The organism is Paraburkholderia panacisoli (assembly GCF_008369935.1).
Classification (GTDB): Bacteria; Pseudomonadota; Gammaproteobacteria; order Burkholderiales; family Burkholderiaceae; genus Paraburkholderia; species Paraburkholderia panacisoli.
This window is the reverse complement of the sequence record NZ_VTUZ01000070.1, coordinates 1-26,728: the sequence shown is the minus strand read 5'-3', so window position 1 is coordinate 26,728 and position 26,728 is coordinate 1. Positions and strand designations below refer to the sequence as shown.

The window sequence follows — 26,728 nt, the reverse complement described above, 5'->3', positions numbered from 1 at the left end:
TGTTACCCCCGGCTAATTGTCGTGGACGCATCATTTTTCGGTGGAAGCGGGCGCGGCGTAGCAGCGCCCGCTTCCACCGCGTTCGCATCGCCGAGGATCCTGGTCACGAGTTCCCTCGCTCGGTCTGACCGCCATGTCTTCACCCGCCGCTGCAAGGTCCGCAGTTGAGCACTGGAATAGAAGTCGGGAGCCATCGCTGCCAGACGCTCGTGCAGTTGCTTTGCCGTGATGCCGGGCTCCGTTTCAAGCCATTGTTGTATCTTGGGCCAGGTGTGCTCGAATGGGTCTTCGCGAGTGCGCCAGTCATGCGGGACGCGCGCTTTTGGCTGATGCGTCGGTCGGACCTCGCCAGCCTGCCATGCTGTGCCGAGACTCGATAAGAATTCCGCGAGTGGAATCTCGGTGGTCTTCTTCGTGTCCACCGCGACACCGTTGGATATGCTGCATTCTGCGACACGCTGTTGTGCCTCGCGCATTCGACGCAGAAGGTCTACCGGGTCGAGCTTTCGAAACCGTGCGCGAAGACTGTGCTTGGTAGCGTCTGGTATCGAGGCGGATCGCAGAACGCGTTCGAGTGGCGTCAATGGCGCGTCATAGTGCTTCGTTACCTTCGCACCGTGACGAGTCTTTGATCTCAATTTAAACGACGGCTGGAAGAAGTTGATGTATAGCCGAGAAACTTGGTAAAGCGAGGCGAGCGTTTCTGTCGCTTCGAGGCCCCGCAGCCTGCCATATCCAACAAGGCGACGTACGATGGAGCCATTCTTTTGCTCAACCCAGGCCTGGTCGTTCTTCTTATAAGCGCGGGAGCGCGTCAGCTCGATGCCCGTTGCTTTGCAGAAGTCAAATACGGCTTCATTCATAAACGCGCTGTCGTTGTCGCAGTCCAAGCCGCGCAACGGGAACGGTAAGGCACCGCGAACTCGCTCGACATGCTCGAGGACAAACGCGCTGCTGCGAGACGGCATAGGCAGACACTCCGTCCAGGCGGTTGCGATATCCGTCATCACGAAGCTGTGTACGAAGTCGCCGTCGATCTTGGTGCCACCGCAATGCTCGACGAAATCGACTTCCAGATAACCGGGGAGCGGATCGTTCCAGTCATTGAAGGTCCGGATTGGCACTGCACGGCGGATCGCATTGCCAACTCCGCCCGCGCGTCGGCGCCGGCCGCTAAAAGCTTGCTGGCGCACATTTTGCAACAGGCGATCAATCGTAGCGGCGCTGATCTCTTCGAGCCGCTGACGCACTTCATTTGATAGCACCAAGTGACCATGCCGTGTCAACGAGTCGAGCAATGTCGGAATGAGCGCCTTCAGCCGCTTGCCGCAGATCCGGTCGCCTGCCTCCCAGAGCGTAATGAGCGCGGAGCGCACCTCATCGTCATAGCGACGCTGGGGCCCCGGCTTGGCCTTGGGTGGCAGTGACTCCCGGGACAGCACGCGTATCGCATGCTTGCGGTGATAACCCGTCAATTGGGTGAACTCGTCCAGGATCTGACGCTTGTCGCTTCTTCCGGATTGTCGGTACCGCTCGCCAGCTGCCTCAGTTAATTCCCGTCTTGTTGTCATGCTGAGCCTCGTCATAAGTCGCTCCCGCCAGCCGTCTGACAGGTAGCAAAATACTTGAGGCAACGAGCCTAGCTCGGTAACAAATAACCTGAGTCAATGCGAGTAGAAAAGCTTGTCTTGCCCGGCACCCAACTGACCCATCATGACGATGCACTCCGGTCGATCGATGTGTTCCAGGATACCTATGAATCCGAGTACCAGGCGACTTTTTCAACACAATCCGCTGACAACGGACGGTGACGTTCGACGTTACAAGAACTTCACGTCAAGCAAGCGCCGTTGCCTCTGCGCGGAAACAAACAGCGATCCCTTCTACTATCGGATCTTGATGACGACCTTACCCTTTGCACGTCCTGTTTCGACGTAAGCCAAAGCCTCTTGCGTTGATTCGAACGGGAAAATCCGATCAATCACAGGCCTTATCGCACCTACGTCGACGAGCTTGGCGATCTGGGCTAGCTGGCCTCCATCGGCACGCATAAAGAGGAATGAATAGCCGACGTCACGACGTCTCGCTGCCTTTCGGATGCGATAGCTTAGAAACCGCATCGCCGTTTTCAGGAACCAGGAGGCACCCATCTGCTTAGCAAAATCAGGATCGGGCGGACCGGCAATCCCAATGAGCTTGCCACCCGGCTTGAGCACTTGCAGCGATTTTTCGAGCGTATTTCCGCCCTGCGTATCCAGCACCACGTCGCAGTCTTTCAATACAGCGGCAAAGTCGTCCTTCTTGTAATCGATGATGATGTCGGCACCGATCTGCTTCATCAATCCGGCATTCGCGGCGCTCGCTGTCGTCGCGACGGTCGTGCCCAGATGCTTCGCCAGTTGAATAGCAAAGGTGCCAACGCCGCCCGAGCCGGCGTGTATGAGCACCTTCTGCCCTTTCTTCAGTTGCCCTCGTTCGATCAGCGCCTGCCAGGCGGTCAAGCCCACCAACGGGATTGAAGCCGCTTCTTCCATACTGAGCGTTTTGGGCTTGAGGGCTACGGCATCTTCATTGATCGCGATGAATTCCGCGAAAGTACCGATGCGATCTTTGGGCGGTCGCGCATAGACTTCATCGCCCGCCTTGAATCGCCGCACACGCGATCCGACGCGGACAACGACCCCGGCCAGGTCGTTGCCCAGAATCAGCGGCAGACGATAGGGCAGAATGAGCTTGAACTCTCCATCCCTGATCTTTGAATCAAGCGGGTTCACGCCAGCGGCGTAAATCTGGATCAATACGTCGTCCTCACGCAGTTCCGGGACCGGCATATCGCCAGCTCGTACGCCATGCTTGCGTCCATATCGATCGACGACGAATGCCTTCATCATGGTTCTTTGTTCCTTGTCGGTTTCTTGTTGCGTGAGGTAACAGCTCTACGTTGCGAGCCGCAGATCTTTGCGAATGCCGGCGTCCACCAGGCCCGCAGGCGCAAATCTGCGCAGCAATCGCAGACGTCCGGCGACGCCGCCCGTTGCATAGCGGAGTCTCGGGCGAGCCGCGAGCGCCGCCTGCAATACGGTTTCGGCCACAACCTCAGGGCCGTCGGCATTCTCGACCACCTCCTTGACTCTCCTGTCCACATCCGCGCGCACCTCGTGGTACGCGTCAAGCGGGGCGTCAGGGGCCATGAAGTTCGCGTCGAAAGGCGTTTTGATGTAGGCAGGCTCAATGACCGATACCCGGATGCCCATCGTACGTAACTCATGATCGAGCGACTCTGAATAGCCTGCCACCGCATGCTTGGTGGCGGAATACAGCGCCATATAGGGCATCGGTAAGAAACCCAGCACGGAGCCGATGTTGATGATGCGGCCGCGACCTTGTTGTCGCATATGGGGCAGCACGGCACGCGTCATGCGGATGATCCCGAAGAAGTTCGTATCGAAGATCGCACGGGCCTGGTCAAGCGAACTCTCTTCCGCGGCGGCGGGGGCGACCCCGAAGCCGGCGTTGTTTACCAGGAGATCGATGCGGCCGTGTAGGCGCAGCACCTCCTTGACGGCTGCTACGACTGATTCGTCGCTAGTCACGTCCAGCGGCAACATCTCGAACCTCCGCTGGCCCGCTAACGCACCGCGCCGGCTAGTGCCGTAGACCTTGTATCCGGCTTCCGCAAGGCGGGTTGCCGTGGCTTCACCGATGCCTGAAGAGGCACCTGTAACGAGCGCTATTCCGGTTTTCATGATGTCCTTCGGGGAGTGAGAAATGGTCTACAGGTCTTTGGTCGAGCATTCATCTTGCCTTAAATATGATGATCATCATATTTTTGGTCCGTCAAAAGCGCACGCAAGGTACGCGGATTTACTCATCAGTGGACGCGAATTTTTTCAATGCGGCTTCAAGAAAACTGTCCGACAGCTTGGGGTCGTCGACGGCGCGCGCCAGCACTAGTGTGCCGACCATGGTCGCGACGGTCATTAGTGCCTGCTCATGCGCGCCCGGTTGGCCCCAATCGGGCAATTGGCGCGCAACGACATCGATCATCTCCTTGATGCGGCGGGTGGCCGCGCGCCGCACGACCGGCGCCTGGCGCGGCATCTCCGAGCCAAGGGCGGAAACCGGGCAGCCCGTCTCTATGGCTTCACGGTGCTCCTTCGACAGATAGGCGCGCACCATCGACGGCAATGCCTGCTCCGGCGGCACGGATGCGGCGATCTGCTCCGACAGGGCCACGGCCTCAGCACCGGCGCGGTCAGCCGCTTCGGCAAGCAGCACCTCGCGCGATGGAAAGTGCGCGTAGAAGCCGCCGTGCGTCAGACCGGCCTCCTTCATGATGTCGGCCACTCCCGTCCCGGCGTAGCCGCTGCGCCGAATCGCGCGCGCGGCAACCTCGACGATGCGCTCGTGCGTGATTTCCTTACGGCTGGCATTTTTCTGATCGAATGGTGATTTTCGCATGATGCTCATCATATACCACTTCGACACAATTTGTTGGGCGGGAGCAATCTCGATAGAGAGCAAGGCTTCCAGCAGGCAGCGCCAGCGTGCGCAACTCTCGTCAAGACACCGATCCCGAGCTCGGTTTTTCATGTCGGCAGTCTTGGCAGGTATGACCATCGCGCGCTTCCTGGCTAACATCCGCAAGGACAGGCACTGACGGTTCCTCGTTGGGCTTACCCTGGCGTGGCCGCTTTACCTCGGACGCGGACGTGTAGGCTACGCGGCATCGAACGGCGGATAGGGGTCGGGTGTGAGCGTTGCAGATCAAGATGCTGCGAGTATTGCAGGAACGGCGAATCGAGCGCTTGGGCGCGAACGAGGAGGTCGCGGTCGATTGCCGGATTGTCGCTGCGTCGAAGGCGGATCTCGCAGAGCTTTCGACAGACGGACGTTTCCGCGCCGACTTGCTGTATCGGCTGAACGTCGCGCAGATCGAATTGCCGCCTTTGCGCGAACGTCGTGAAGACGTACCGCTGCTATTCGAGCACTTTGTGCTCGCTGCCGCACTTCGTTTCGGACAGTCAGCTCCGATTGTGTCTGCATCGCAGGTTTCCGAGCTGATGTCGCATCAGTGGCCGGGCAATGTGCGGGAACTGCAGAACGTCGCAGACCGATTTGTGCTTGGTCTCGGTGGCGGATGTCTGTTGCCGAACGGCAGTCAGCGAATCAAGAGCGGAACGCTTGCGGAGCAACTTTCACATTTCGAGCACATGCTGATCGAGGATATGCTGCGGCGGCACAATGGAAATATCGCTGAGGCCAGCGCGGAACTGGGAATGCCGAAAAAGACGCTGTATCACAAGGTGCGTCAATTGAAGCTTTCGGCGGGAGCCGCGCAAAGCGAAGGACTCGACGGGTGAGACTCGATCAGACAATAGAACGAGCACCATCAGCAGGTCTCCTTGAGTTCTGGCGTTGAGAGCTCCATCATCTCGCGGAACGTTCGACCGCACATCGCGAAGAACGAACGTCTGCTTTGAAGCGACGCGAACGGCGTCAAACATCGCATAGAGCCTCGTCGCTTCCCTGCCCAATTCACTGCACCCTTCCGTGACGGGTGTGAAACCCTTGGCTCTGCGAATCACTTCCAGTGTCGCAATAACAGCGCTGAGTTCAAGCAGAAGCGCGTCGGGCATAGGTGGCAACTCGACATTCATGCCACTTTAACGACAGCAGCGTATCCAAAATCTAGATGCGCAGATGGGATAGGTTCGTAAAACGCATTGATTCCGTCGATCCCGATACTGGTGTAAGTTGCCTTTATTCGCGGAAGTGTGAAAGTCGTTGCCCCCAAGGTATTTAGCGGTCTCCGGGCGCGTTGCCACTTTTGTTGTTGAAGCGGTGACGCTTCTGCTTTGGTCTACGACTGGCGCCGAACAAAGAAAATTTGTCACCACTTGTTGACGTTCGCTAATTGTGCTGGCCATGTTCTCAGCAATTGCAAGCGAAACAGGAACTGCAGCCCCGCGCCCGATAAGGCTGGAGTCCAGATTGTCGGTCTTGCAATCGATGCGCGTCAGCGCAACTGGAGAACGGCATGATGCCCGCGAATTTTGCGGCCATGCAAAATTCAGCGCGGGGGAGGCGAGGAGGCCGCATCCTGATTGCCAGCCTTCCGTTCCGCTCGAATCAGGTTCTGCGGGTAATCCTGCGGGGCAGCCTGCGGACCATATCCGTTCTGCTCGAGCTTCTTGAGTTCGGCATTCTTGGCCTCGCGGGCCTGTTTGCTTTGTGCCTTTCTTGCTGCTTTGGCCTGTGCTTTCGTCACGGGAGCCGGCGTGCTGATCGGCTGGTCCTGCGCGAATACCATTATCGGCAGCGAGGCTGCTAAAAGCGCTCCTACCCATACGGTTGACTTTACCTGCATCTCAGTTCTCCTGGAGTGTGATAGATAGTGCTGTTATGTCGCCAGCCCCTTTCAGCGCCTCGATGTTCGCTAAATGAATTCAGATGGGCGTGCTGAAGTGCTGCAAAAAGACTGGAACTGGTTAGAGACCCTTGTGGGGGGGGCATTGAACGGACGGCGAGGCAGTCTGGATTGCTGCCGAAATGCCGTGAAGATTGTCGCTTCCAGGCGGACTCAAGACTGCACCGGTACGGCAGATACCACATCGTTGCGAAGGATACCGATCCCCTCGATTTCCACTTCGATCGTGTCACCAACTTCGATGGGGCCCACACCGGCTGGCGTTCCGGTCATGATCAGGTCACCAGGAAGCAGCGTCATGTATTTGCTGAGGTAGGCGATGATCTGCGGAACGCTGAAAACCAGATCCGCGGTGTTTCCGTTCTGTCGCACTTCACCGTTTACGCGGGTAACGATGCTCAGGCTGGAAGGGTCAAGCGCCGTTTCAATGACTGGGCCGATAGGTGCGAACGTGTCGTAACCCTTGCCAACCAGCAGGCAGCCAAACTCGCTTTCACGGCGCTGCAGAACCCGGTCGCTCACATCATTGCCACAGGTATAACCGAGCACATATCCGAGTGCGTCCGCCTCAGCTACATGACGCGCTTCCTTGCCGATCACGACAGTCAGCTCTCCTTCGAAATGGATATTCTGTCCTTCGAGCGGGTAGACAATCGAATCACCGGGACCGATAACGGTAGTGCTCGGCTTCATGAAAAGCACCGGGATCGTGGGACTTGTCTTGCCTACCTCCTGCGAGTGTGCGCGGTAGTTGTACCCCAGGCCGAATACTCTTGGCCGCTCGATTGGAGTCAGCACCCGCACAGAATGGAGATTGTCCACATGGCCGCTAGGCTGGGGGTCCCGTAGCGACGTGCCAAGCAGTCGCTCGATTCTTCCTTCGTTGCCAGCGATTCCGTAGTAAGCGCGACCATCGGCCAGATAGCGAATGATTTTCATAGTGGATCTACACGCCCAAGTGATTGAATGCTAACGTTAGCCTTAAGAACCCTCCGTGTCAATCCAGATTGTTGGCAGTGAACCTGTTGACATTGAGATGCGATCGCTGCAAACTGATGCGAACGTTAGCATTTCAATTAATTCCGAACATGACCCATCGACTTTGGAGATCAGGCGGCTGCACGCATGGCCTCTGGCGCACGATCTGGATTTTGAGCTGGGCGAGGAGTGGCGCGCCGTGACCATTCACCTGCTGGTCGACTCTGCGTCGGGTTTCGCATTCGTGCGTGGCGCATGCTCGCTGCTGCTTCATCTGCCGGATATTCGGGCCATCCGACTCGCACCGCTTGACCCGCAAAGTACTGTTGTCTTCCGCGACTATGTACTGGCGAATTTGCGCAACGGTGCGTGGCCGGCGCTGAGGCGGGCAGATTGAGCGTGAGCCCCTTGGGGGCCATGTCAAACTGGTCGATGCGGCTTGAGTTCGTGCGGGAGTCGTGACGATTGTTGTGCGGGGCTGGACGCGATACATCGCTGCGCGGATGTCCTGCTTGTGCGCCACTGCGCTTCAGCTCGCGTTGCTCGAGGCGTATCCGAAGCGACAGGATCGGTCGACACAGGTATCACGTCAAGGCCGGGATGTGCCGCCGGCCGTAGCGTCTGCAGAATCGAGGCGGTATCTTCGGCTACAGCATGAAATGGAGACAACGATGGAAAATGAATCGCAAATTGCCGGCGGGCTGCCGGTCGGCATCCGGCGCGTAGTGACGGGCAACTTTCCGGACGGCTCCGCACACGTGGTTCTCGATGGCATTCCCCCACGCTCCGACGCGTTCCGGCACATCCCGGGCATGGTGTCGCGTCTCATCTGGGCGACGCCGGCGACCGCGTTGTTGCCGTTTGATGGGGTGGATCCTACGGGGGCTGTGCGCAGCATGACCCCGGGCGCCGGCGAAACCCGCTTCCTCGTCGTTACTTTTCCTCCTGACAGTGTATTTGCATCGACCGATTTTGATCCGCGCGCTGCCGCCGAAGAAAACGCAAAAATCAGCCCGGGCCTGGCTGAACTCTTCGAGTCGGATGGGATGCACATGACGCCCAGCATTGACTACGGGATCATTCTCGACGGTGAGATCTGGCTGGAGCTCGACGACGGGCGCGTCACCCAACTCAGGCAACACGATCTCATCGTCCAGAACGGCACACGACACGCGTGGAGGAATAGGAGTACGAAGACGGCAACCGTGGCTTTCGTGCTAATTGGCGCGCAGCGCGTCGCAAGCAGATAGCGCCGGAGCGTGGCGGCGCGAATGGGGTGCAATTCTCCCACCAACGCAACGCCAGCTTCGATTTCTCAAGCAACCGGGTCAACAACTGGAGACTGTTTATGACCGATACAACAATTGCCCGCGTGCACGGCCGTCGTGTGTGGGATTCGCGCGGCCGCCCCACAGTCGAAGCGGAGGTGACGCTCGCATGTGGCGCGACGGGGCGCGCGATTGCGCCTGCCGGCGCATCAACGGGCAGCGGCGAGGCGCTGGATCTTCGAGATGGGGGCGAGTCTTTTGGCGGTCTGGATGTGAGGAGTGCTGTCGCTTCAGTCAACGGCGACATTGCGGATCTGCTGGCCGGGCGGGATGCCCGGCACCAGGCGGCAATCGACAATGCCATGGTGGAACTGGACGGTACGGCGAACCGCGGGAGGCTGGGCGGCAACGCCCTCGTCGCAACCTCGATGGCGGTCCTGCACGCTGCGGCCGCTGCTGAACGCAAACCCATCTGGCAGTATCTTGCCGGTGATCAGGCCGTACGTATCCCGCTTCCTGAAATCCAGATCTTCGGGGGCGGCGCCCATGCGTCGCGCCGGGTTGACGTTCAGGACTTCATGGTGATGTGCCCGGGGGCGCGCAGCTTCAGCGAAGCACTGGACTGGACCGCTGAGATTTACCGCGCCGCGGGCGCGCTGATGAAAAAGGCCGGCAAATTGCAGGGTGTTGCTGACGAGGGCGGCTACTGGCCCGCATTTGACTGCAATGAAGAAGCGCTTGATGCGGTGCTTGCCGCGATCAGCGAAGCAGGCCTGCGACCTGGCGTGGACGTCGGCATTTCGCTGGACATTGCAGCGTCGGAGTTTGGTCGCGATGGAAACTACAGGCTTGCACTGGACGGGCGTACCCTTGACACGGACGGGATGGTGAAGATGCTTGGCGGCTGGCTGGCCAACTATCCAATTCTCTCGATCGAGGATCCATTGGCAGAGGACGATCCAGCGGGATTCGGTATTTTTGCTCAGGAGTACGGCAGCAGCTGTCAGATTATTGGCGACGACTTTCTCGTGACGAATGCCGATCGCGTGGCCGGCGCCGCCGCCGCAGGCCACGCCAACGCGGTTCTGATCAAACCGAACCAGGCCGGAACGATCACCGAGGCACATGAGGCGCTCGTAGCAGGCAAAAAGGCCGGTTTTGGCACGATTGTCTCCGCGCGTTCCGGCGAGACAGAAGACGTGACAATCGCGCATCTGAGCGTCGGCTGGAATGCTGGCCAGCTCAAGGTTGGCTCCTTTTCCCGCTCAGAGCGCATGGCGAAATGGAATGAGGTGCTGAGAATCGAGGAATCGCTCGGCGCGCAGGCTGTCTTCAGTGGCTGGTCCGCTTTGCCATTGCATCGCTGAACACCGTCGCACCTGCATGATGGAAGCTCTCGCAAGGCGCCGTCGTTAACGTCACGCCCCACGCGAAGCAGTCGAGAAAAGAGGCATTGTCAATGTCAGACCTGAGGCTGTTAGGGGTATCGGGAAGCTTGCGCGGGGCGTCAAACAGCACGTCGTTGCTTCGCACGCTGCAGGATTCGATGTGGACATCGAAATGTCCGTCAAAACGCTGCATGGTTGCGGTAATCTCACTGCTGCCCCGCAGTTGGTCCTATAGCGTGCAAACGTAAGCATCATTTTGGCGCGCCCTGATTGACAATATTTCGTTTCAATCCTAGTCTAATGCTAACGTTAGCGCAGTTCTTCCAATTCAAATCATAGAGGTTCGTATGCTGCCACCCGTCGATCTTCGGCCGCCGTTTAACATCACCCGCACGAGCCATGTGGTGCTGCACGTCGCCGACCTGGCGAAGAGCCGCGAGTTTTATGTCAACGTTATTGGTCTGATCGTTTCAGACGAGGATGACCAGACCTGTTATCTGCGCGGGCTGGCGGAGGCCTGTCACCATAGCCTCGTGCTAGTGCAGAGTAGCGGCGACGCGACGTGCAAGCGGCTGGGTTTTCGCGTGTTTTTTGAAGATGATCTGGATCTCGCGTACGAGTTTTTCAAGTCTGAGGGACTGCCCGCGGACTGGGTCGATGTCGCGCATCAGGGCAGAACGCTCCATGTGTCCGATCCAATCGGCACGAAGATCGAACTCTGCGCGACGATGGAAACCCGCGAGCGCCAGTACCTGAACCGCGAAATCTTCAAGGGCGCTCATGCCCAGCGGCTCGATCACGTGCAGATCTTCGCCCCCGACGCCTACGCGCTCTGCGAGTTCTACAGCCGGTTGGGCTTCCGGAATTCCGAGTATCTGGCACATGGAGACAAGCTGCTTGGCGCGTTCATGTACCGCAAGGGCACGTGCCTCGATCTGGCGATCGTTGAAAACGAAGGGCCTTGTCTGCATCACTTCGCCTATACCGTTTCGGAGTCGCACAATATATTTGATGCATGTGACTTTGCAGGCATCTACGGGTACGGCACCGAGGTCGAGCGCGGGCCCGGACGCCACGGCCCGGGCGGAATGCTCTTTGTCTATCTGCGCGATCCCGACGGGCACCGCATCGAAATCTTCAATAGTCACTATCAAACGATCGACACCGAAATCGAGCCGGTGCGTTGGGATGCTGGCTCATTGAGCACGAGTGTTCGCTGGGGGCTCCCCGCGCCGACTCGCTGGTACTTCGAAGCGACGAAATTTGAGGGAGTCCCGCTCATCCCGGCTGTGCAAAAACCCAACCCTGAAACGCTCGAAAGCTATGTGCAGAAACAGCTTTCGGGAAAAGACAACGTATAGGAAAAGGACCGCTAAGAATGGCACGAGTCAAATACCTTCGTCGCTCGGACAGCGGCGTTGATCAGGCGCTTTTCGACAGGCTGGAAAGCGAGCGGAAGGTCCCAACGGCCAACATCTTCAGCGCGCTCGCGAACGCGCCTCTAGTGCTGGACCAGTTCCTGTCGTACGCCAATGCGCTGCGCGCATCGGAGCTGAGCCCGAAGCTTCGCGAACTTGCGATCCTGACTGTCGGACATTGCACGGCGTCGGTGTATGAAATTGCACACCACCAATCACACGGTCTGAAGGCGGGTATCAGCGAAGAGCAGCTGAAGGCAATTGCTGACTATGCGCAGTCGCCGCTCTTTGATGGGCATGAACGTGCTGTCATGGCGTTCGCGGACGAGTCCACGCGCCTGGTGAACGTCAGCGCGCGGACATGGGATGCGGTGGCCGCTTTCCTTCCCGAGCGTCAGCTCATCGAGCTTGTGTTGACAGTTGCCTGGTACAACTCGGGGGTGCGGATCATGGGCGCGCTCGACATCGAGCTCGAGGAGGGGTACCGCTGATCCGTTCGGAGTGAACCCGTTCCAGCTCAGCGACCAACCAGGTTTGAGGTCGGTTGTCAGTCGTTCGCGTGATCGGTCGGACCTTCGAGTAGTGAAAGCCCGTCGACGCCACAGAAGGAGGCGTGCGCGCGACGCCGGTCGTGGGCCCCAAACAACAGCGCTGGCTGGCCCCGCATTATGCACTGCCCGTGCGCAATTTGATTCATTAGCAAGAGGTTAGTATGGAAAAAACGATGGTTGCAGCCCGGCTGCACGCTCTTGGTACACCGATGACACTGGACACGATTCCTGTGCCAAAGCCGCGCCCTAACGATGTGCTGGTGCGGGTCAAAGCCTGCGGCATCGTTCCTAACATGGCGAATGTGATTAACAACTGGATGACGTGGTTCCCGCACCAGCCGTTGCCGAAGTTTCCCGCCATTTTCGGGCTGGACCCGGCTGGCGTGATCGAGGAGGTCGGTGAGGCCGTCATTAACGCGAAGCCCGGCGATCGCGTCTACGTTAGTCCGTTGCGTTCGTGTGGTTCGTGTTCGGCTTGCCGGGCCGGCCATCGAAGCCACTGCCGGTACTTTACGCTCAATGGCTATTTCAGTACGAGCCGTGATGGCCAGAAAATCTTTGATCTGTATCCGTACGGCGGTTTCTCGGAGTACATGACGGCGCCGGAGTACGCGATCGTCAACATTCCCGATAACCTGACCTTTGAGCAGGCGGGCAGATTCGGCTATCTGGGTACGTCGTATGGAGCACTGAAGAATGCCGGCGCCGGGCCGGGCCAGGTCGCACTGATCGACGGTATTACCGGAACGCTGGGAGTCGCGTCTACGGTGCTGGGCCTTGTGATGGGACTTTCACGAATCCTTGGCACCGGCCGGGATGAGCGCCTGTTGCAACGTGTGAAAGCACTTGCCCCCGATCGCATCGAGGTGGTCCAGCTCGGCGAAAGATCCACTGGCGAATGGGCGAAATCGCTGACCGGCGGGGAGGGCGCAGATTTCGTCATCAGTGCGCTAGGAGCAAAGGCACCTGCCTCGACCATGCTTGATTCGATGAAAGGCGTGAGGCGCGGCGGAAAGGTAGTCAATGTGGGTGGGGTTGCGGAGGATCTGCCCATTGACGTGAAGTGGCTGATGGACGAACAGGTCCAGTTAATCGGGTCGAACTGGTTTACGGCGGCGCAAGGACAGGAGATGGCTGAGATGGTGCGTACGCGCACCATCGATCTCTCATACCTGGAGACCCGCCGCTTCCCGCTTGCGGACGTCAACGAAGCGATTTCAGGACTGAAGGACCGCGACGGCGGGTTCAGCAACTACGTCGTGATTCCCTAAATATCGACCTGCTTCCTGCTGGATTTGCCATCGTCCAGCAGGAACTGAAGAGAATAACAACACGCATATAAATTAGGATGACGAAAGGAGATAGAAATGGAAAGGAGGCAATACACGTCCGTCGCAAAGGCGCTCCATTGGGCGATGGCCGTTGCGATCATCACAGCATGGGTCGCTGGCTATTACTCCAGTACGCTCAGTCTGCCGCAGAAGATCCAGGCCGATAGCATCATGCTGCACAAGTCAATTGCGACAGTCACTCTGTTCCTGCTGGCTGCGCGTATCCCCTGGCGGCTCATCCACGGTGCTCCTGCGGCAGCGTACGATGTGCCCTCGCTGGAGCGCTTGGCGGCGCGGGTGGGGCATCTGCTGCTTTACATCTGCATGGTCGCGCTGCCACTCTCGGGTTGGCTGTGGAGTTCCGCTGCCGGCTACAAGATTCCGGTCGCCGGCCTGTTCAATCTTCCGCCTCTGATGGCGAAAACGCCGAGTCTGTCGCCGATGCTCAAGCAGATCCATATTTCGTTCGCCTACGCCATTGCAATTCTCGTATGTGGACATGTGCTCATGGCGCTGAAGCATCACTTTTTCGATCGGAGTGATTCGCTCACGTCAATGCTGCCGCGTTTGAGCCGAGGTCAACACGATGCACAGGAGAAACAGCGCCGCATTTCCCATTAGAAGCAAAGCGTAATACCCATTCAAACAAAGTCGACATGATAAGTACCAGGAGACAACGAATGAAACGGCAACTCGCACTTGCGGTCAGTGGTTGCATATGCGCTGCGGCTCAGGCCCAAAGCTCAGTGACGCTTTACGGACTGATCGACAATGGCGTTTCGTATGTAAGCAATCAGCGCACGGCAACTGGCGCAGGTCGAAGTAATGTATTTGCTTCCTCCGGAAACATCGTCGGCAACCGCTGGGGGCTGACAGGTAACGAGGATCTGGGCGGTGGCCTCCAGGCCATCTTCAAGCTGGAAAACGGCTTTACAGGAACCAACGGCGGTCTTCAGCAAGGCGGGCGCCTGTTCGGTCGGCAGGCATGGGTGGGCCTGTCCAATCCCTACGGTGCTGTCACGCTCGGACGCCAATACGATTCGGTGGTCGACTACCTTGCGCCCCGAAGTCTCGCGCAAAGTTTCGTCGGTGGACTGGAATTCATGCATCCAATGGACAACGATAACTTCGGAGATTTCTTCCGGCTCAACAACGCCGTAAAATTTGCTAGCGCCGATTTCAGCGGGCTGAAGTTCGGCAGCTTGTACGCCTTCTCCAACAAGGCGGGCGATTTTGCGGATAATCGGGCGTTCAGTGCTGGGGCGAGCTACAACAGAGGGCCGATCACCCTGAGTGCTGCGTACATGCGAATAGACAATCCGGGAGATGGCGCGACGGGTGCACTCGACGGTTCTTCTACGTCAGGCGATGCAACGTTTCATGCGGCCCGTCAACAGGTCTGGGGCGTCGGCGGAGCGTATGTGATCGGTGCGGCCACTCTAGGGCTGGTCTGGAGTCACTCCCGCTATAACGATACGACCGCAGTGTACCGTGGCAGCACACTCTTTCCGGTGCCCACTGGATCGCCTACCGATCTGACCTTTAACAACTATGAAGCAAACATTCGATACCTGATTACCCCTGCGTGGCTGGTTGCTGCATCGTATACGTTCACTGATGGGACGTACTCCAATGCATCGGCCAATGCGAGGCCAAAGTGGAATCAGTTCAATCTGATGACTGCGTATTCGCTTTCCAAGCGTACGGATGTCTATCTGATGGCCGAGTATCAGCGTGTTACCGGAGCTGCGGGAACGATCTTTAGTGGTGCGTTCATCGGCGGTAGTGGCGGACCGTCGGCGTCCGGTAAGCAGTTCCTCACGAGTGCGGGGCTTCGCGTACGGTTCTGAAGATCTTTTGGAAACGGTGAGCAGTCGCTGGACAGGTAGATCGACTGCTTCCCGGCGACGATCACAATGCGTCGACAGTGGCGATCCAGTTGCGTACCCTGAGTCTGCTGGTGGAAGCACTATCGCGCCGGTGACGCAAAAACGACTCAGCCAGCTCAGGTAGCAGCGCGTGCGCTGGTTGCCCAGCCACCGCTCATACGGTTTCAGCGGAACCGGCACGCGCCGTTACAGTCACGTTCCCACGGATGCCGCGTGGGGTGAGACCGTGATGCTACAGCACCTCCTTCTCCAGTTGTCCGCGCTGGCGCATCATCGGATGTGTCGCTTCGCGCTGCACTGACGACGTATGCACAGCATGCATCCGGTTCCGTTCGATGTGCAGCCATGCCGCGATGGCGGGCAATTAACCTGAGTGCATCCGTCCGGTCTTCGCGCGCTATTGGCGGTGTTCGACCGGCATGCTCGTGGCTCCTGGCACATAACAGTTGATGCCGCGCACCAGTACACGATAGATCGAGCGTGTCCTGTTGTCCGGTCTCGAAGGTTAGCCGACCGCTCGTCGCAGGCATGCACCACGGAAGCCGAAAGCGTCCGAGCTCGCTCGCAGTCCCCACCTTCGACAAAATGCAGCATCTTCGTCTCTGGTCGCGCCAATGTCGGGAAGTGTCCGCAACCTCGAAGCGACTCGAACGTGCCGAACTGCCTTGGCGACTCGAGTTCCAATGGCGACGCGAACGAGCTGATCAGCCTCGCCCTGTGGGTCTGCAGAGTCGGAGCCTTGCTGCCGGACAGCGTCGATCAATGACCTGAGCGATTGAGCGCTGCGTCAGACTGCCGGGCGAACAGATCGGGACTGAAATCTCGCGCCATTTGTACGAAGGCTGCCCCGCGAGGCGATGTCGTCGGGCAGGGATGGCATTATCCGCGAACTCGCCAATGACGTTTTCATGTTCGCCACGTCGGGTCTTCACACTGATTTTTCGTGCTGCTCATGGATTAAAGTGAAACCGGGCTGACAGTTCATCAGCCAAAACCGGCGAGCTTGCTCTGGAGTTCTTACGATCAGCTGCCTGCCGACCGGGTTTTCTACCGCGTTCCGGCCAACATGTTGGGTCGGTGATGGTCGATTTCCATGCCGCGGCGGCGCGTCGGAGCCCGCGCGTGAGTCCGGGGCGATTACCGCCGTAGCAGGCAACAGTCCTTTACAAGTCATAGGTATTCACCCTAATGACCCACCTCACTACACTGCACTTATCGGTCGTAGCAAATCTTCCGGTAACGGATATCGCAGTCAACCCAAAAGGTCGGTCATCATGAAATCGCTGATGCAGGTCATCGTTATCGCAGTTGCCGTCACGGCGCCAGTTGTTGCATTCGCGCAGGAGCGCGCGCCCGTCACGCGGGCACAAGTCAAGGGAGAAATCGCCCAACTCGAACGATTTGGATATTCGCCCGCCGGCAGCGACATCGACTATCCCTCCAGCTTGATGGCGGCGGAAGCGCATGTTGGAGCACAAGGCGGCAGCACCGTTTCCACAGCGTACGGCGGCAAGGTTACGGGTTCCATCGAAGCGGGGTCGCGAGCAGCAGCGGGTCACGCGAAGTCGCTTTACCTCGAAAACTCCGACTCGCTGTACATCGGCGACTAAATCGCCGACCCGTCGCTTGTATCCGCTGCAGAAGAGAGCGAAGAGCGGCGATCAGGATGCCGCCTCAATAGCGGCAAGCGCACGATTGTCCGCCTCGAAGGTCGCCGGCAAGTCTTCGCGAAGGAACGCGATCCACGTACGAATCTTAGCGTCCACGAACCGCCGCGATTGATACAACGCGTGGGCGACAACGGGCTGAACGTCATAGCCGCGGAGAACCCTGACAAGTGAGCCGGAGCTCAATCCGGGTAGCGCCACTCCCGCTGGCAGAATGCCGATCCCGAGCCCGCTCCTGACGGCGGGTTCAAGCGCTTCGATGACATTCACGGCATAGCGGGGGGCACCAATGTCGACGGCGAAGGGGACATCAGACCCGCTAAACATCCACTTGTTGAACGGAAACACCGGCGTTGCAAGCTGAAGACAATGGTGAGTCCGCAAGTCTTCCGGAGTCTTGGGTTCGCCATGGTCCGCCACGTATCGAGGTGAAGCGCAGATGATGCCCGGGATACTGCCCAGTCTGACGCTGACCTGCTCCGAGTCTGGCAGCCCTGGCGCCACGACGATCGATACGTCATAGCCCTCTTCCAGCATGTCCGGCAGCGTGCCGGACAACGTGAGTTCGACTCTGAGGGAGTCGAACTGCTCCTGATATCGCAACACGGCGGGCACCACAAGGTGATGTCCGAAGCTCGATAGCGCATGCACGCGCAAGCACCCCGACGGATGCTGTCGCGCCGAGTTAGCTTCTGCTTCCGCCTCATCGATGCTGGCGAGGATCTGCCGGCATTGATGCAGATACCGCTCGCCTGCCTCTGTCAACGCAATGTTCCTCGTGGTCCTGTGCAGCAATCGGGAACCAAGATGACTCTCGAGATAGGAGACGGCCCGTGACGTCACTGATGTCGTCAGATTGAGCTTGCGCGCGGCCGCCGCGAAGCCACCTTCTGCCGCGACCTTCGCAAAAATGCGCATACATTGAAGTGTGTCCATATCCATAAGCCGTGCGGGGTTCATCGAGCGACGTGACAGACTCTCCATGTGCGCCGCGGCTCGAACGACGGCTCACCACTGCCAGCCGGTAAGCAAAGTGCCGCTGGTCCGTTGAACGCCCGGTTCTTAACCTGTCAACGTCGGCAGCGCAGACAATGAGGTGATCTACCTCATCAGGCGATAACAGGCGGGCAACGGTGCCAGGCGCCATCGCGGAATTTGCGGCAGCGTCGCATCGAAACCGGAATGCATTCATCCTCTAATGGCTTGAGAGCTCAACGTCGCGGTCCGCGCCTGGCCATCGATGAAAGAGTCATCCAGGCAGATGCCGACCAGACCCGAGAGGTGCCAGCTACAGGGGCTATTGACTTGACCCGCATCGACGGCAAGGCGCGCGGTGCGCAAGTACCGCCGTTCGAGTTATCGCAAGACGGTCAACGCTCACGGAGACTTGACTCCACGCCGATTGTCAGCGCATTCGCGGGACCGCTTGTACCGCGTCAGACAGAATCATAGCACCGGCATTGACCGGCGGCGGAACTCTTCGTTGCGGACGATAGATCGCGTCGCCCCGTTTGATTGCGCGTCCGGTCAGCGCACACGTTCCCTTGGAGCGGGCTACTCCGCCGCGCCATCGCTGTTCGCCATATCTGCATTCTGTCGGGTCGCGCCAGGCGATGATTGCGGTTAGCGAGGTGGGGCGATCGAGGACAGTAACGTGAACTTCTTCAATAGCGTAATGGCGGATCTCGACCGGCCCGGTCGTTCTGGGTGCAACCGCGATGGCGGTGCCAACGGAATTCCTGATTCTTCGGGGTGCGGTGAGTTTCACCAACAGGTCAACGGTTTGTCGCCAGGGGGAAACATCTTGCTTGGCCATCTGGCGCTGCTTGTTGTTCATAGTCTGATTCCCTCCACGCCTGTCGCTCGCCTGTGGACCCTAGCCTGGTCGAGATCGAGCGGAGGTGAAGCAAGCCGAAGCTGTTTGGGCTTGCGGGGCGTGTTCGTCAAAAGATTGCAGGGATTGGGAGAGGCGTACATCCGGGGCAATCGCGAAGCACGCATCGAACCGGGAATAGCGGCCGATGCCGTGCTTACCTTATGTGCTAGACGACGCCGAGTTCGCACAGTGCCTGAACTTCGTCTTCTCCCATGCCCAACCAGGATTGCAGTACTTCGGAGGTGTGTTCGCCCAATGTTGGAGGCGCTCGACGATAGGACACCGGGGTTTCTGACATCCGGATCGGATTTGCAACGAGCGGAACCGTTCCGGCAACGGAGTGAGCCATCTCTATTCTCATTGCGCGCGCCTTGACCTGTGGATCGTCGAAGACTCTGTCGAGAGTATTTATCGGGCCGCAGGGGACGCCGGCGATCTCCATCAGACTGACCCATTCGGAGGTTGGCCGTTCTACTGTGACACGGTTGATCCAGGCGACTAACCGTGTTCGATTCTTGACGCGCGCGGGATTCGTGGCGAAACGCTGGTCTCCGGCCCACTCGGAATGGCCCAATGCATTGCAGAAACTGGCGAACTGCCGATCGTTACCAACGGCGATGATCATGTAACCGTCCGCGGTCGGAAAGTCCTGATAGGGCACGATGTTGGGGTGGGCGTTTCCCATGCGTGTGGGCGCGCTTCCACCGACCAGATAGTTGGACGCCTGGTTGGCGAGCGACGCGATCTGGACATCCAGCAATGCGACGTCAATGTGCTGCCCGCGGCCCGTCTTGTGGCGAGCAGCAAGTGCGCTGAGTACCGCCACGGTCGCGTAAAGGCCTGTCATCACATCGGTCAACGCGACGCCAACCTTGAGCGGCCCAGCACCTTCTTCGCCGTCCGGGCGACCAGTGATACTCATCAGGCCGCCCATGCCCTGGATAAGGAAGTCATATCCTGCGCGTGAGGAAGATGGCCCTGTCTGGCCAAAACCGGTGACGGAGCAATAGACGAGACGCGGATTGATCGCCGAAAGGCTCTCATAGTCGAGCTCGTACTGACGAAGCCCGTCGACCTTGAAGTTCTCAATGACCACATCGGCATCCCTGGCCAGTCTCCGGATAAGTTGCTGGCCTTCAGGGTGTGCGATGTCGACGGTAATGGACCGCTTGTTCCGGTTCGCGCTGAGATAGTAAGCCGACTGGCCGCTTGAGCGTCCTTCTGTATCTTCAAGCCACGGCGGCCCCCAGGCCCGGGTATCGTCGCCCGTGTTCGGGCGTTCGACCTTGACGACATCCGCGCCCAGGTCCGCTAATAGCTGACCCGCCCACGGTCCGGCCAATACGCGCGACAGGTCAAGGACCCGGAGACCTGACAGCGCTTCGTTGGAGTTTGTCATGATCGTGCCGACTAGAAAGCGGCGATGCTCGTGATCGCCCGACCGAGTATCAGCGCATGAATGTCGTGGGTTCCTTCGTACGTGTTCACGACTTCGAGATTGACGAGATGCCGTGCCACGCCGAATTCATCGCTGATGCCATTGCCACCCATGATGTCGCGAGCGATCCGGGCGATGTCGAGCGCGTTGCCGCAGCTGTTGCGCTTCATGATCGAGGTAATTTCGACGGCCGCCGTGCCTTCGTCTTTCATGCGGCCCAGACGCAGACAGCCCTGTAAACCGAGCGTGATATCGGTCATCATGTCTGCCAGCTTCTTCTGGATCAGCTGGTTGGCGGCCAGCGGCTTGCCGAACTGTTTGCGATCGAGTACATACTGACGCGCCCGCTGAAAACAGTCTTCCGCGGCGCCTAGCGCACCCCACGCGATGCCATAGCGGGCGGAGTTCAGACAGGTGAACGGGCCCTTCAGGCCGCGCACATCCGGAAAAGCGTTTTCTTCAGGGCAAAACACTTCGTCCATCACGATCTCGCCAGTGATGCTGGCGCGCAGCCCGACCTTGCCGTGGATAGCCGGTGCAGAGAGTCCCTTCCAGCCTTTCTCCAGCACGAAGCCACGAATGGCGCCCTCGTCATCCTTTGCCCACACGACGAACACGTCGGCAATCGGGCTATTCGTGATCCACATCTTCGCGCCGGTCAGCGAGTAGCCACCCGCGACCCTTTTCGCCCGGCTAATCATGCTGCCGGGGTCCGAACCGTGATTGGGCTCTGTCAGGCCGGAGCAACCGATCAATTCGCCGCTGGCCAGTCCGGGCAAATACTTCTGCTTTGTAGACTCGTTGCCGAACTCGTTGATTGGTACCATCACGAGCGAGCTTTGCACGCTCATCATCGAGCGGTAGCCGGAATCGACCGCCTCGACTTCGCGCGCCACCAGGCCGTAGCAAACGTAGTTCATGTCTGCTCCACCATAGGCTGCGGGGATGGTAGAGCCCAGCAAGCCGAGTGCACCCATCTCGCGAAAAATCCCTGGGTCCGTCTGTTCATTGCGGAAGGCCTGCAATACGCGAGGCGCAAGCTGTTCCTGACAATAGGCGCGGGCGGAGTCGCGCACCATTCGTTCCTCTGCGTCCAACTGTTCGTTGAGAAGCAGGGGATCTTCCCATTGGAATGCGACGCGGTTGTGCGATAAAGTCATGACAGGTCTCTCTGCAATAGCTATGGATCAGGTAGGGTAAGCATTGGATAAGTTCTGTACAACCAATTTAAATGCACTCACCTGTGCAAAACCTGTACTCCGGACCACCGATATCGGCACCACGCATGCGACGAAGAATTCCTAGCACCACAGCACTCGCGATGTTCGAGTCTGCTGCCACCCATCAGAGTTTCACCAAAGCAGCCGACGAACTCGCGGTCACGCAGAGCGCTGTGTGTCGCCAGATTGCGGCACTCGAGGATTTTCTCGGCGTCAGGCTCTTCCGCCGCACGCAACGAGGTGTGTATCTGACGGAGGCTGGCCTGACGTATAGCCGTCAGGTCCGGCAACGGCTCGATGAAGTGGAACGGGACACGTTGAACCTGATGGCGAAGGGTGGTGCGCGCGGCGCTCTTGAACTCGCGGTGGTGCCGACGTTTGCCACTAAATGGCTGCTCCCGCGTTTGCCGCTATTTGCGGCTCTGCATCCCGGGATAACGATCAACTTTTCTGCGCAGACGCGGCCATTCCTCTTTTCGGAGAGCGCTTTCGATGCGGCGATCCATCCCGGGCGTTCGCCTTGGCCAGGAACCAGCCGGTACTTTCTGATGAATGAGGACTTGGTGGCGGTATGCAGTCCGCGTCTGATCGCACCGGGCGCGGAGATTCCGGAAGAGGACTGGTGGAAGTACACGCTATTGCAGCAGAGTACTCGTCCCTACGCGTGGCGGCAGTGGTTCGCCTTGCAGGGCTTGCAGATCGAAGGTGATATGACAGGTCCGCGGCTGGAGCTGTTTTCGATGCACGCGGAAGCGGCGATACAGGGTATGGGTCTCGCTCTTATTCCTCGATTGCTGATCGAGACGGAACTCACCGAAGGGCAACTGACCATTATCGGAGGCCGGACTCATCCAAGCGATCGCCCATATTTTCTTATTCTTCCAGACGAGAGATCTGAAGACGGAGCATTGATGGCATTCAGAACGTGGCTCGTTACGCAAGCTATGCACTATGTTGATTCAGGCAGCGCGGTTATGTCAGATCAACCGGCTGGCGAACTCTGACGCTCCGCCCGATGCATGTGCCAGCGAACAGGTACAGCGGCGCAGCGCAGAGCAGGGGCTCTGCGCTGCGGCACAGCGATTCAGGACGTCGGTGCCAATGCGGCGCGCCAGGCGTCTGCAATATCCATCAACCTGGCGGCGGGTTCATGCAGGAAACCGCGCGCTGTGACGCGGACCAGACGTTTGTGTTCGTCACGGGTGATGTATTCGACAGGCGACTTGCCGTCGACACGGGCTAACATCAGGGCAGGCAGGAGACTCGCCGCGCGCGCTTCGAGCTCAACGGCCGGTTCCCAACTGACCTTTCGAAGATAGTGATCGGCCAACGTCGTGAAGCAGCCGATAAGGGCATCACATGCATCAGGGAGCGCGAGGCATTTCAGCAATAGGTGATTGAGGCAGAAGGCCAGGTCGAAAGCGGGGTCTCCATACCATGCGCACTCGGCGTCAAGGAATACGGGGCCATTGGGGCCGACAAGGATATTCTTCGGGCTTACGTCTCCATGAACCAGAGCAAGGCGCGTGTCACGGGTGCGCTGTGCAATTGCCAGTAGCACCTCGGCTACGTCGACGTTCCTCGCCGCAGTTGCAACGAGATAGGGTTCGAGGCGAAGCGCGTAGAAGTTCTCAACCGAATCGAACCTTGCTTCGAGTTCCGGGCGAGCTGCGCTGGCCCCATGCAGCCGGGCGAGGAGGTTGCCAACCTCACCTGCTACAGACGCCTGCACATGGCCAGCCATCAACTGGGTCTTCCAGACGGGATAAAGCGCCGGGGGCAGGAAAGACATTGCGAAAAGTCCGGCGTCTGCGTCCCTTGCGATCGGCTGTGGGACGTTCTCAGGAGCCTGCTCCGCGGCGAATTGCAGCCATGCCCACTCATAGGCATTGCGTGTTAGCGGGGCCTCCCATTCTGCTGCGACGTTCAGCTTGCCCAACGCACGTTTGACGCAGAGCGTACGGCGAGGCAGCTCGACTTTCCAGATGTCCGATGACACGCCACCGGTCAACCGGCTGCACCACGGCTCTTCACTGGCCTCCATTTGCCCATGAGAGACAAGGAAGGTGATGAGCGCCGTGTACTCGGCATCAGGAAGAGCGTTTGTTGCGGAAGATTTCATGTTGCCTCAGCAGATAACCAGAGCTACGTTGCGATGTCGAGGGCCGTGGCATGCTTCTCCGGGGCCATGGATGTGGCTGCAATCGCAGTCTTATTCGAATAGTGCAGTTTGTTAAGTTTCACCGCTCGCCGGTTCGGCGCACCTATGCGCGCTGAGGCTGGTTGCACGGGTGTTCGGGCAGCCCACCCGCCAGCACACGAACTACTTCCTCCGCTGCGCGCCGGCGCAGTTCAGCGAGGGAGGCGTCTGACGAAAACGCGACGTGGGGAGTCAGCATGGCGCCACCGGTCGACAGAAGCGCTTCGGGCACATTGGGCTCCATCTCGAGCACATCCAGCGCGGCGCCTGACAGTTGTCCTGTCTGCAGCGCCTCGACTACAGCGTCCGTATCCACGATGCCTCCCCGGCTCACGTTGATCAGCAGACCGCCTGGTTTCATTAGCGCAAGGCTGGAGCGGTTGATCAGATGAAACGTAGAGTCGGTGAGCGGCGCGTGCACGATGACAATGTCGCTTTCCGACATCAGGTCTTCCAGTCCGACGAACTGAACGTTTGGAATATCTGCGGGAGGATACAGCGTATGGGAAAGAACGCGACATCCAAAGGCGTTCAGCTTGGAGGCGGTTGCGTGACCGATGCGGCCGTAGCCGATGATTCCGCAGGTCATGTCTGCGAGCCGTTTGAGATTTGCTCCGGCCGGGTTCCATCTCCCCGACCGGACCTCGCGGTCAAAGCTGATGAGCCCACGGGTCCAGGCGAGAGCGAAGCCCACGGCATGGTCGGATACCTCCGCAACGCAATAGTCCGGCACGTTGGTTACCCAGATACCACGTTCGGTGGCAGTCTGCACTGCAATGTTATCGAGGCCTACGCCAAGCCGGGCCACGACCTTGATTCCGGCGCTGGCGCGAATCGCTGCGGACGACACCTTTGCCCAACAGGTCATGATGGCATCGGGCTGGTGTTGTTCGACCAGCGCATCGATTTCGGACTCTGATGCAGGCGAGGCCGGCCCCGTGATGAGCTGGAAGCCGGCAGATTCGATGACGCGGCGCTCAATCGCATCATCCGGCCAGGCGTAATCAGTAAGCAATACGGTAGCAGACATGGTTTTTCTCCTCCTTCCCACAGTGTCAAAAAGCGGTATGACTCAGTCCGTGCATAAAACCCGTTGAGATCCCAAGCCGTGTACTCCCGCTTGCACGACGTCTCCCGCACGTAGATACCGGCGGTAGTGACTGCCAATTCCAGCGGGTGTTCCGGTACAGATCAGGTCTCCGGGCTTTAGCGGTGTCTGGGTCGACAGATAAGCGATCTGTTCAGCAATGCTGAAAATCATGTCACTTGCAATGCCGTCCTGCATCAAGTCGCCGTTAAGGCGTAGCCAGGGGCGAAGCACCGCCGGATCATCGATCTCCCACGCGGGCACGAGCCACGGACCTGTTGGCAACCAGCCTCGCCGGGACTTGGACTGCAACCAGTCGGTCCCGAGTGTTGGCGCGTCTTGCCGGAACACGCGCTCGCGTAGCGTGATGTCATTAACCACGCAGTAGCCTGCAACGTAATCAAGTGCATGTTCTACGTCGACATTGTGAGCGGCGCGACCCATGACGACTCCGATTTCGGCTTCCCAGTCGAGCGTGGACATGCCTGCCTCGACAGACAGCGTCTCATGCGGGCCGGATACGCAGGCAGCTCCCTTCAGGCATACGTAGGGCGCACCTTCGCGGCGACGCGTTTCGATGACCGCCAGCGCTGCATCGCGCTTGTCATCGAAGCTTCGCCCATTGTCTGCGTCGACTGCGGACTGAACGATCTGGCTGCGATAGTTTCCGATCGTGCAGTAGACCTGCCGCGGTGCGACAGGCTCGTGCAGTTCGAACGGAATATGATCAGCGCCGTGTTTTGCGAGGATGTCCAGTGTGGATTCCGCACGGCATAGCTGCCTGAGGATGTCCGAGTTGACGGCCCACTCATCGAGAAACTCCGCCATCGAACCGGTTCCCCGCAGGCCGGCGGAGCGCCAGTACGTCAATGCCATCACCCGGTTTTCCAGGAGCAGAGCCGGAAAAGGAGCGCACGCGGCGGTAGAAATATTGACTAGTACGGGGAACATGAATAGGTCACATCTATAACGCGTTGGTGAGGTATGCTGACTAGCGATACCCGTAGCTCACATATTCGGGTAGTTCGGCCCGCCGCCACCTTCTGGCGTGACCCACACGATGTTCTGCGTCGGGTCCTTGATGTCGCAGGTCTTGCAATGCACGCAGTTCTGCGCGTTGATCACCAGGCGTTCGCTGCCGTCGTCGTTCTTGACGAACTCGTACACCGCTGCCGGGCAGTAACGCGATTCCGGACCCGCATAGGTCTGCCTGTTCACGCTGACCGGCACCGACGGGTCTTTCAGCGTCAGGTGCGCCGGCTGATTCTCTTCGTGGTTCGTATTCGAGATGAACACCGAAGACAAACGGCCGAACGTCAGCTTGCCATCCGGCTTCGGATACGTGATCGGCTTGCACTGCGAAGCGGGCCTGAGCATCTCGTGGTCCGAATGCTGATGATGCAGCGTCCACGGCACGTTGCCGCCCAGCAGCTTCTGCTCGATGCCGACCATCAGCGTGCCGAGATACAGCCCCTTGCTCATCCACTGCTTGAAGTTGCGCGCGCGATGCAGCTCGCTGTGCAGCCACGAAGTCTTGAAGCTCTCCGGATAGGCGGTGAGTTCATCGGACTGACGTCCAGTCTGCACCGCGTCGAACGCGGCTTCGGCCGCGAGCATGCCGGTCTTGATCGCCGCATGCGAACCCTTGATCCGCGACGCATTCAGGAAGCCCGCATCGTCGCCGACCAGCGCGCCACCCGGGAACACCAGCTTCGGCAGCGACATCAGGCCGCCCGCCGTGATCGCCCGCGCGCCATACGACACGCGCTTGCCGCCTTCCAGGATCGCGCGGATCGCCGGATGCGTCTTGTAGCGCTGGAACTCCTCGAACGGCGACAGATATGGGTTCGTGTAGCCGAGCCCAACGACGAAGCCGACCACCACCTGGTTGTTATCCAAGTGATAGAGGAACGAGCCACCGTAGGTGTCGTTTTCCAGCGGCCAGCCGGCGGTATGCATCACCAGACCCGGCTTGTGCTTCGCGGGA

General features: G+C 59.0%; 24 protein-coding genes and 1 pseudogene. 11 read left to right on the top strand and 14 right to left on the bottom strand.

Annotated elements, in window-relative coordinates; all coding sequences use genetic code 11:
- Nucleotides 1-2: 2 nt before the first annotated feature.
- From FVF58_RS47075 to FVF58_RS47060, 4 genes are all read right to left on the bottom strand, one after another.
- Entirely contained in the window at nt 3-1,586 is a 1,584-nt protein-coding gene (locus tag FVF58_RS47075; protein ID WP_246217540.1) for an integrase catalytic domain-containing protein, read from the bottom strand.
- Nucleotides 1,587-1,886: 300 nt separating this feature from the next.
- Nucleotides 1,887-2,888 carry an NADP-dependent oxidoreductase gene (locus tag FVF58_RS47070; RefSeq protein ID WP_149676392.1) on the bottom strand — a complete coding sequence of 334 codons (1,002 nt, stop codon included), beginning with the start codon at nt 2,886-2,888 and terminating at the stop codon, nt 1,887-1,889.
- A 48-nt stretch (nt 2,889-2,936) separates the two neighbouring features.
- Nucleotides 2,937-3,746, bottom strand: a complete 810-nt coding sequence (locus FVF58_RS47065) for an oxidoreductase (protein ID WP_149676382.1) — start codon at nt 3,744-3,746, stop codon at nt 2,937-2,939.
- A gap of 118 nt (nt 3,747-3,864) precedes the next feature.
- Entirely contained in the window at nt 3,865-4,473 is a 609-nt protein-coding gene (locus tag FVF58_RS47060; protein ID WP_149676391.1) for a TetR/AcrR family transcriptional regulator, read from the bottom strand.
- A gap of 284 nt (nt 4,474-4,757) precedes the next feature.
- Here FVF58_RS47060 and FVF58_RS47055 point away from each other — a divergent pair.
- Nucleotides 4,758-5,363, top strand: a pseudogene (locus FVF58_RS47055) (sigma 54-interacting transcriptional regulator); the annotation flags it as partial.
- A gap of 710 nt (nt 5,364-6,073) precedes the next feature.
- On the opposite strand, the gene FVF58_RS47050 reads toward FVF58_RS47055, so the two are convergent.
- Together FVF58_RS47050 and FVF58_RS47045 are read right to left on the bottom strand one after the other, a co-directional pair.
- Nucleotides 6,074-6,370 (bottom strand): DUF4148 domain-containing protein, encoded by a 297-nt coding sequence (locus FVF58_RS47050; RefSeq protein ID WP_149676381.1) that lies wholly within the window; start codon nt 6,368-6,370, stop codon nt 6,074-6,076.
- Nucleotides 6,371-6,583: 213 nt separating this feature from the next.
- Nucleotides 6,584-7,369 carry a fumarylacetoacetate hydrolase family protein gene (locus FVF58_RS47045; RefSeq protein ID WP_149676380.1) on the bottom strand — a complete coding sequence of 262 codons (786 nt, stop codon included), beginning with the start codon at nt 7,367-7,369 and terminating at the stop codon, nt 6,584-6,586.
- A 55-nt stretch (nt 7,370-7,424) separates the two neighbouring features.
- Here FVF58_RS47045 and FVF58_RS47040 point away from each other — a divergent pair, with 55 nt between their 5' ends.
- From FVF58_RS47040 to FVF58_RS46995, 9 genes are all read left to right on the top strand, one after another.
- Complete coding sequence (locus FVF58_RS47040; protein ID WP_149676379.1) at nt 7,425-7,805, top strand: hypothetical protein; 381 nt, start codon at nt 7,425-7,427, stop codon at nt 7,803-7,805.
- A 274-nt stretch (nt 7,806-8,079) separates the two neighbouring features.
- Nucleotides 8,080-8,658, top strand: coding sequence for a cupin domain-containing protein (locus FVF58_RS47035; RefSeq protein WP_149676378.1), 579 nt, complete (start codon nt 8,080-8,082; stop codon nt 8,656-8,658).
- Nucleotides 8,659-8,756: 98 nt separating this feature from the next.
- Entirely contained in the window at nt 8,757-10,043 is a 1,287-nt protein-coding gene (gene eno / locus FVF58_RS47030; RefSeq protein WP_149676377.1) for a phosphopyruvate hydratase, read from the top strand.
- A 368-nt stretch (nt 10,044-10,411) separates the two neighbouring features.
- Nucleotides 10,412-11,425, top strand: a complete 1,014-nt coding sequence (locus tag FVF58_RS47020) for a VOC family protein (RefSeq protein ID WP_149676375.1) — start codon at nt 10,412-10,414, stop codon at nt 11,423-11,425.
- Between the two features lie 143 nt (nt 11,426-11,568).
- Entirely contained in the window at nt 11,569-11,973 is a 405-nt protein-coding gene (locus tag FVF58_RS47015) for a carboxymuconolactone decarboxylase family protein (RefSeq protein WP_246217539.1), read from the top strand.
- A gap of 221 nt (nt 11,974-12,194) precedes the next feature.
- Entirely contained in the window at nt 12,195-13,304 is a 1,110-nt protein-coding gene (locus FVF58_RS47010) for an alcohol dehydrogenase catalytic domain-containing protein (protein ID WP_149676373.1), read from the top strand.
- Between the two features lie 96 nt (nt 13,305-13,400).
- Nucleotides 13,401-13,985 (top strand): cytochrome b, encoded by a 585-nt coding sequence (locus FVF58_RS47005; RefSeq protein WP_149676372.1) that lies wholly within the window; start codon nt 13,401-13,403, stop codon nt 13,983-13,985.
- A gap of 59 nt (nt 13,986-14,044) precedes the next feature.
- Nucleotides 14,045-15,214: a porin gene (locus FVF58_RS47000; protein ID WP_149676371.1), complete on the top strand. Its 1,170-nt coding sequence runs from the start codon at nt 14,045-14,047 to the stop codon at nt 15,212-15,214.
- Between the two features lie 1,313 nt (nt 15,215-16,527).
- A complete protein-coding gene (locus FVF58_RS46995; protein WP_149676370.1) occupies nt 16,528-16,863 on the top strand; it encodes a DUF4148 domain-containing protein in 336 nt (111 codons plus the stop codon).
- Nucleotides 16,864-16,914: 51 nt separating this feature from the next.
- Here the strand turns inward: FVF58_RS46995 and FVF58_RS46990 are convergent, their stop codons facing one another.
- The 4 genes from FVF58_RS46990 to FVF58_RS46975 all read right to left on the bottom strand — a co-directional run bounded on the left by FVF58_RS46990 (nt 16,915) and on the right by FVF58_RS46975 (nt 21,394).
- Nucleotides 16,915-17,856 carry a LysR substrate-binding domain-containing protein gene (locus FVF58_RS46990; RefSeq protein ID WP_149676369.1) on the bottom strand — a complete coding sequence of 314 codons (942 nt, stop codon included), beginning with the start codon at nt 17,854-17,856 and terminating at the stop codon, nt 16,915-16,917.
- Between the two features lie 469 nt (nt 17,857-18,325).
- Nucleotides 18,326-18,757, bottom strand: coding sequence for a DUF3331 domain-containing protein (locus FVF58_RS46985; RefSeq protein ID WP_149676368.1), 432 nt, complete (start codon nt 18,755-18,757; stop codon nt 18,326-18,328).
- 205 nt (nt 18,758-18,962) lie between these two features.
- A complete protein-coding gene (locus FVF58_RS46980; RefSeq protein ID WP_149676367.1) occupies nt 18,963-20,195 on the bottom strand; it encodes a CaiB/BaiF CoA transferase family protein in 1,233 nt (410 codons plus the stop codon).
- An 11-nt stretch (nt 20,196-20,206) separates the two neighbouring features.
- Complete coding sequence (locus tag FVF58_RS46975) at nt 20,207-21,394, bottom strand: acyl-CoA dehydrogenase (protein WP_149676366.1); 1,188 nt, start codon at nt 21,392-21,394, stop codon at nt 20,207-20,209.
- A gap of 125 nt (nt 21,395-21,519) precedes the next feature.
- Between FVF58_RS46975 and FVF58_RS46970 the strand changes: the two genes are divergently transcribed.
- Complete coding sequence (locus FVF58_RS46970; protein WP_149676365.1) at nt 21,520-22,458, top strand: LysR substrate-binding domain-containing protein; 939 nt, start codon at nt 21,520-21,522, stop codon at nt 22,456-22,458.
- An 80-nt stretch (nt 22,459-22,538) separates the two neighbouring features.
- Here FVF58_RS46970 and FVF58_RS46965 read toward each other — a convergent pair whose 3' ends face one another.
- From FVF58_RS46965 to FVF58_RS46950, 4 genes are all read right to left on the bottom strand, one after another.
- On the bottom strand, nt 22,539-23,576 hold the full coding sequence (locus FVF58_RS46965; RefSeq protein ID WP_246217537.1) for an aminoglycoside phosphotransferase family protein: 1,038 nt from the start codon (nt 23,574-23,576) through the stop codon (nt 22,539-22,541).
- 142 nt (nt 23,577-23,718) lie between these two features.
- Nucleotides 23,719-24,684, bottom strand: coding sequence for a C-terminal binding protein (locus tag FVF58_RS46960; protein WP_149676364.1), 966 nt, complete (start codon nt 24,682-24,684; stop codon nt 23,719-23,721).
- 42 nt (nt 24,685-24,726) lie between these two features.
- Complete coding sequence (locus tag FVF58_RS46955; protein ID WP_246217536.1) at nt 24,727-25,617, bottom strand: fumarylacetoacetate hydrolase family protein; 891 nt, start codon at nt 25,615-25,617, stop codon at nt 24,727-24,729.
- Nucleotides 25,618-25,749: 132 nt separating this feature from the next.
- Nucleotides 25,750-26,728 (bottom strand): electron transfer flavoprotein-ubiquinone oxidoreductase (locus FVF58_RS46950; RefSeq protein WP_149676362.1); only part of this gene is annotated, 979 nt, incomplete at its 5' end.

What these genes read in the sequence shown, in the direction of transcription:
- FVF58_RS47070 (WP_149676392.1), bottom strand. Translation starts at nt 2,888, where the DNA reads ATGAAGGCATTCGTCGTCGATCGATATGGACGCAAGCATGGCGTACGA.
- FVF58_RS47065 (WP_149676382.1), bottom strand. Translation starts at nt 3,746, where the DNA reads ATGAAAACCGGAATAGCGCTCGTTACAGGTGCCTCTTCAGGCATCGGT.
- FVF58_RS47075 (WP_246217540.1), bottom strand. Translation starts at nt 1,586, where the DNA reads ATGACGAGGCTCAGCATGACAACAAGACGGGAATTAACTGAGGCAGCT.
- FVF58_RS46955 (WP_246217536.1), bottom strand. Translation starts at nt 25,617, where the DNA reads ATGGCATTGACGTACTGGCGCTCCGCCGGCCTGCGGGGAACCGGTTCG.
- FVF58_RS46990 (WP_149676369.1), bottom strand. Translation starts at nt 17,856, where the DNA reads ATGGACACACTTCAATGTATGCGCATTTTTGCGAAGGTCGCGGCAGAA.
- FVF58_RS47050 (WP_149676381.1), bottom strand. Translation starts at nt 6,370, where the DNA reads ATGCAGGTAAAGTCAACCGTATGGGTAGGAGCGCTTTTAGCAGCCTCG.
- FVF58_RS46975 (WP_149676366.1), bottom strand. Translation starts at nt 21,394, where the DNA reads ATGACTTTATCGCACAACCGCGTCGCATTCCAATGGGAAGATCCCCTG.
- FVF58_RS47035 (WP_149676378.1), top strand. Translation starts at nt 8,080, where the DNA reads ATGGAAAATGAATCGCAAATTGCCGGCGGGCTGCCGGTCGGCATCCGG.
- FVF58_RS47045 (WP_149676380.1), bottom strand. Translation starts at nt 7,369, where the DNA reads ATGAAAATCATTCGCTATCTGGCCGATGGTCGCGCTTACTACGGAATC.
- FVF58_RS46970 (WP_149676365.1), top strand. Translation starts at nt 21,520, where the DNA reads ATGCGACGAAGAATTCCTAGCACCACAGCACTCGCGATGTTCGAGTCT.
- FVF58_RS46960 (WP_149676364.1), bottom strand. Translation starts at nt 24,684, where the DNA reads ATGTCTGCTACCGTATTGCTTACTGATTACGCCTGGCCGGATGATGCG.
- FVF58_RS47010 (WP_149676373.1), top strand. Translation starts at nt 12,195, where the DNA reads ATGGAAAAAACGATGGTTGCAGCCCGGCTGCACGCTCTTGGTACACCG.
- FVF58_RS47060 (WP_149676391.1), bottom strand. Translation starts at nt 4,473, where the DNA reads ATGATGAGCATCATGCGAAAATCACCATTCGATCAGAAAAATGCCAGC.
- FVF58_RS46965 (WP_246217537.1), bottom strand. Translation starts at nt 23,576, where the DNA reads ATGAAATCTTCCGCAACAAACGCTCTTCCTGATGCCGAGTACACGGCG.
- eno (WP_149676377.1), top strand. Translation starts at nt 8,757, where the DNA reads ATGACCGATACAACAATTGCCCGCGTGCACGGCCGTCGTGTGTGGGAT.
- FVF58_RS46995 (WP_149676370.1), top strand. Translation starts at nt 16,528, where the DNA reads ATGAAATCGCTGATGCAGGTCATCGTTATCGCAGTTGCCGTCACGGCG.
- FVF58_RS47000 (WP_149676371.1), top strand. Translation starts at nt 14,045, where the DNA reads ATGAAACGGCAACTCGCACTTGCGGTCAGTGGTTGCATATGCGCTGCG.
- FVF58_RS47020 (WP_149676375.1), top strand. Translation starts at nt 10,412, where the DNA reads ATGCTGCCACCCGTCGATCTTCGGCCGCCGTTTAACATCACCCGCACG.
- FVF58_RS46980 (WP_149676367.1), bottom strand. Translation starts at nt 20,195, where the DNA reads ATGACAAACTCCAACGAAGCGCTGTCAGGTCTCCGGGTCCTTGACCTG.
- FVF58_RS47005 (WP_149676372.1), top strand. Translation starts at nt 13,401, where the DNA reads ATGGAAAGGAGGCAATACACGTCCGTCGCAAAGGCGCTCCATTGGGCG.
- FVF58_RS46985 (WP_149676368.1), bottom strand. Translation starts at nt 18,757, where the DNA reads ATGAACAACAAGCAGCGCCAGATGGCCAAGCAAGATGTTTCCCCCTGG.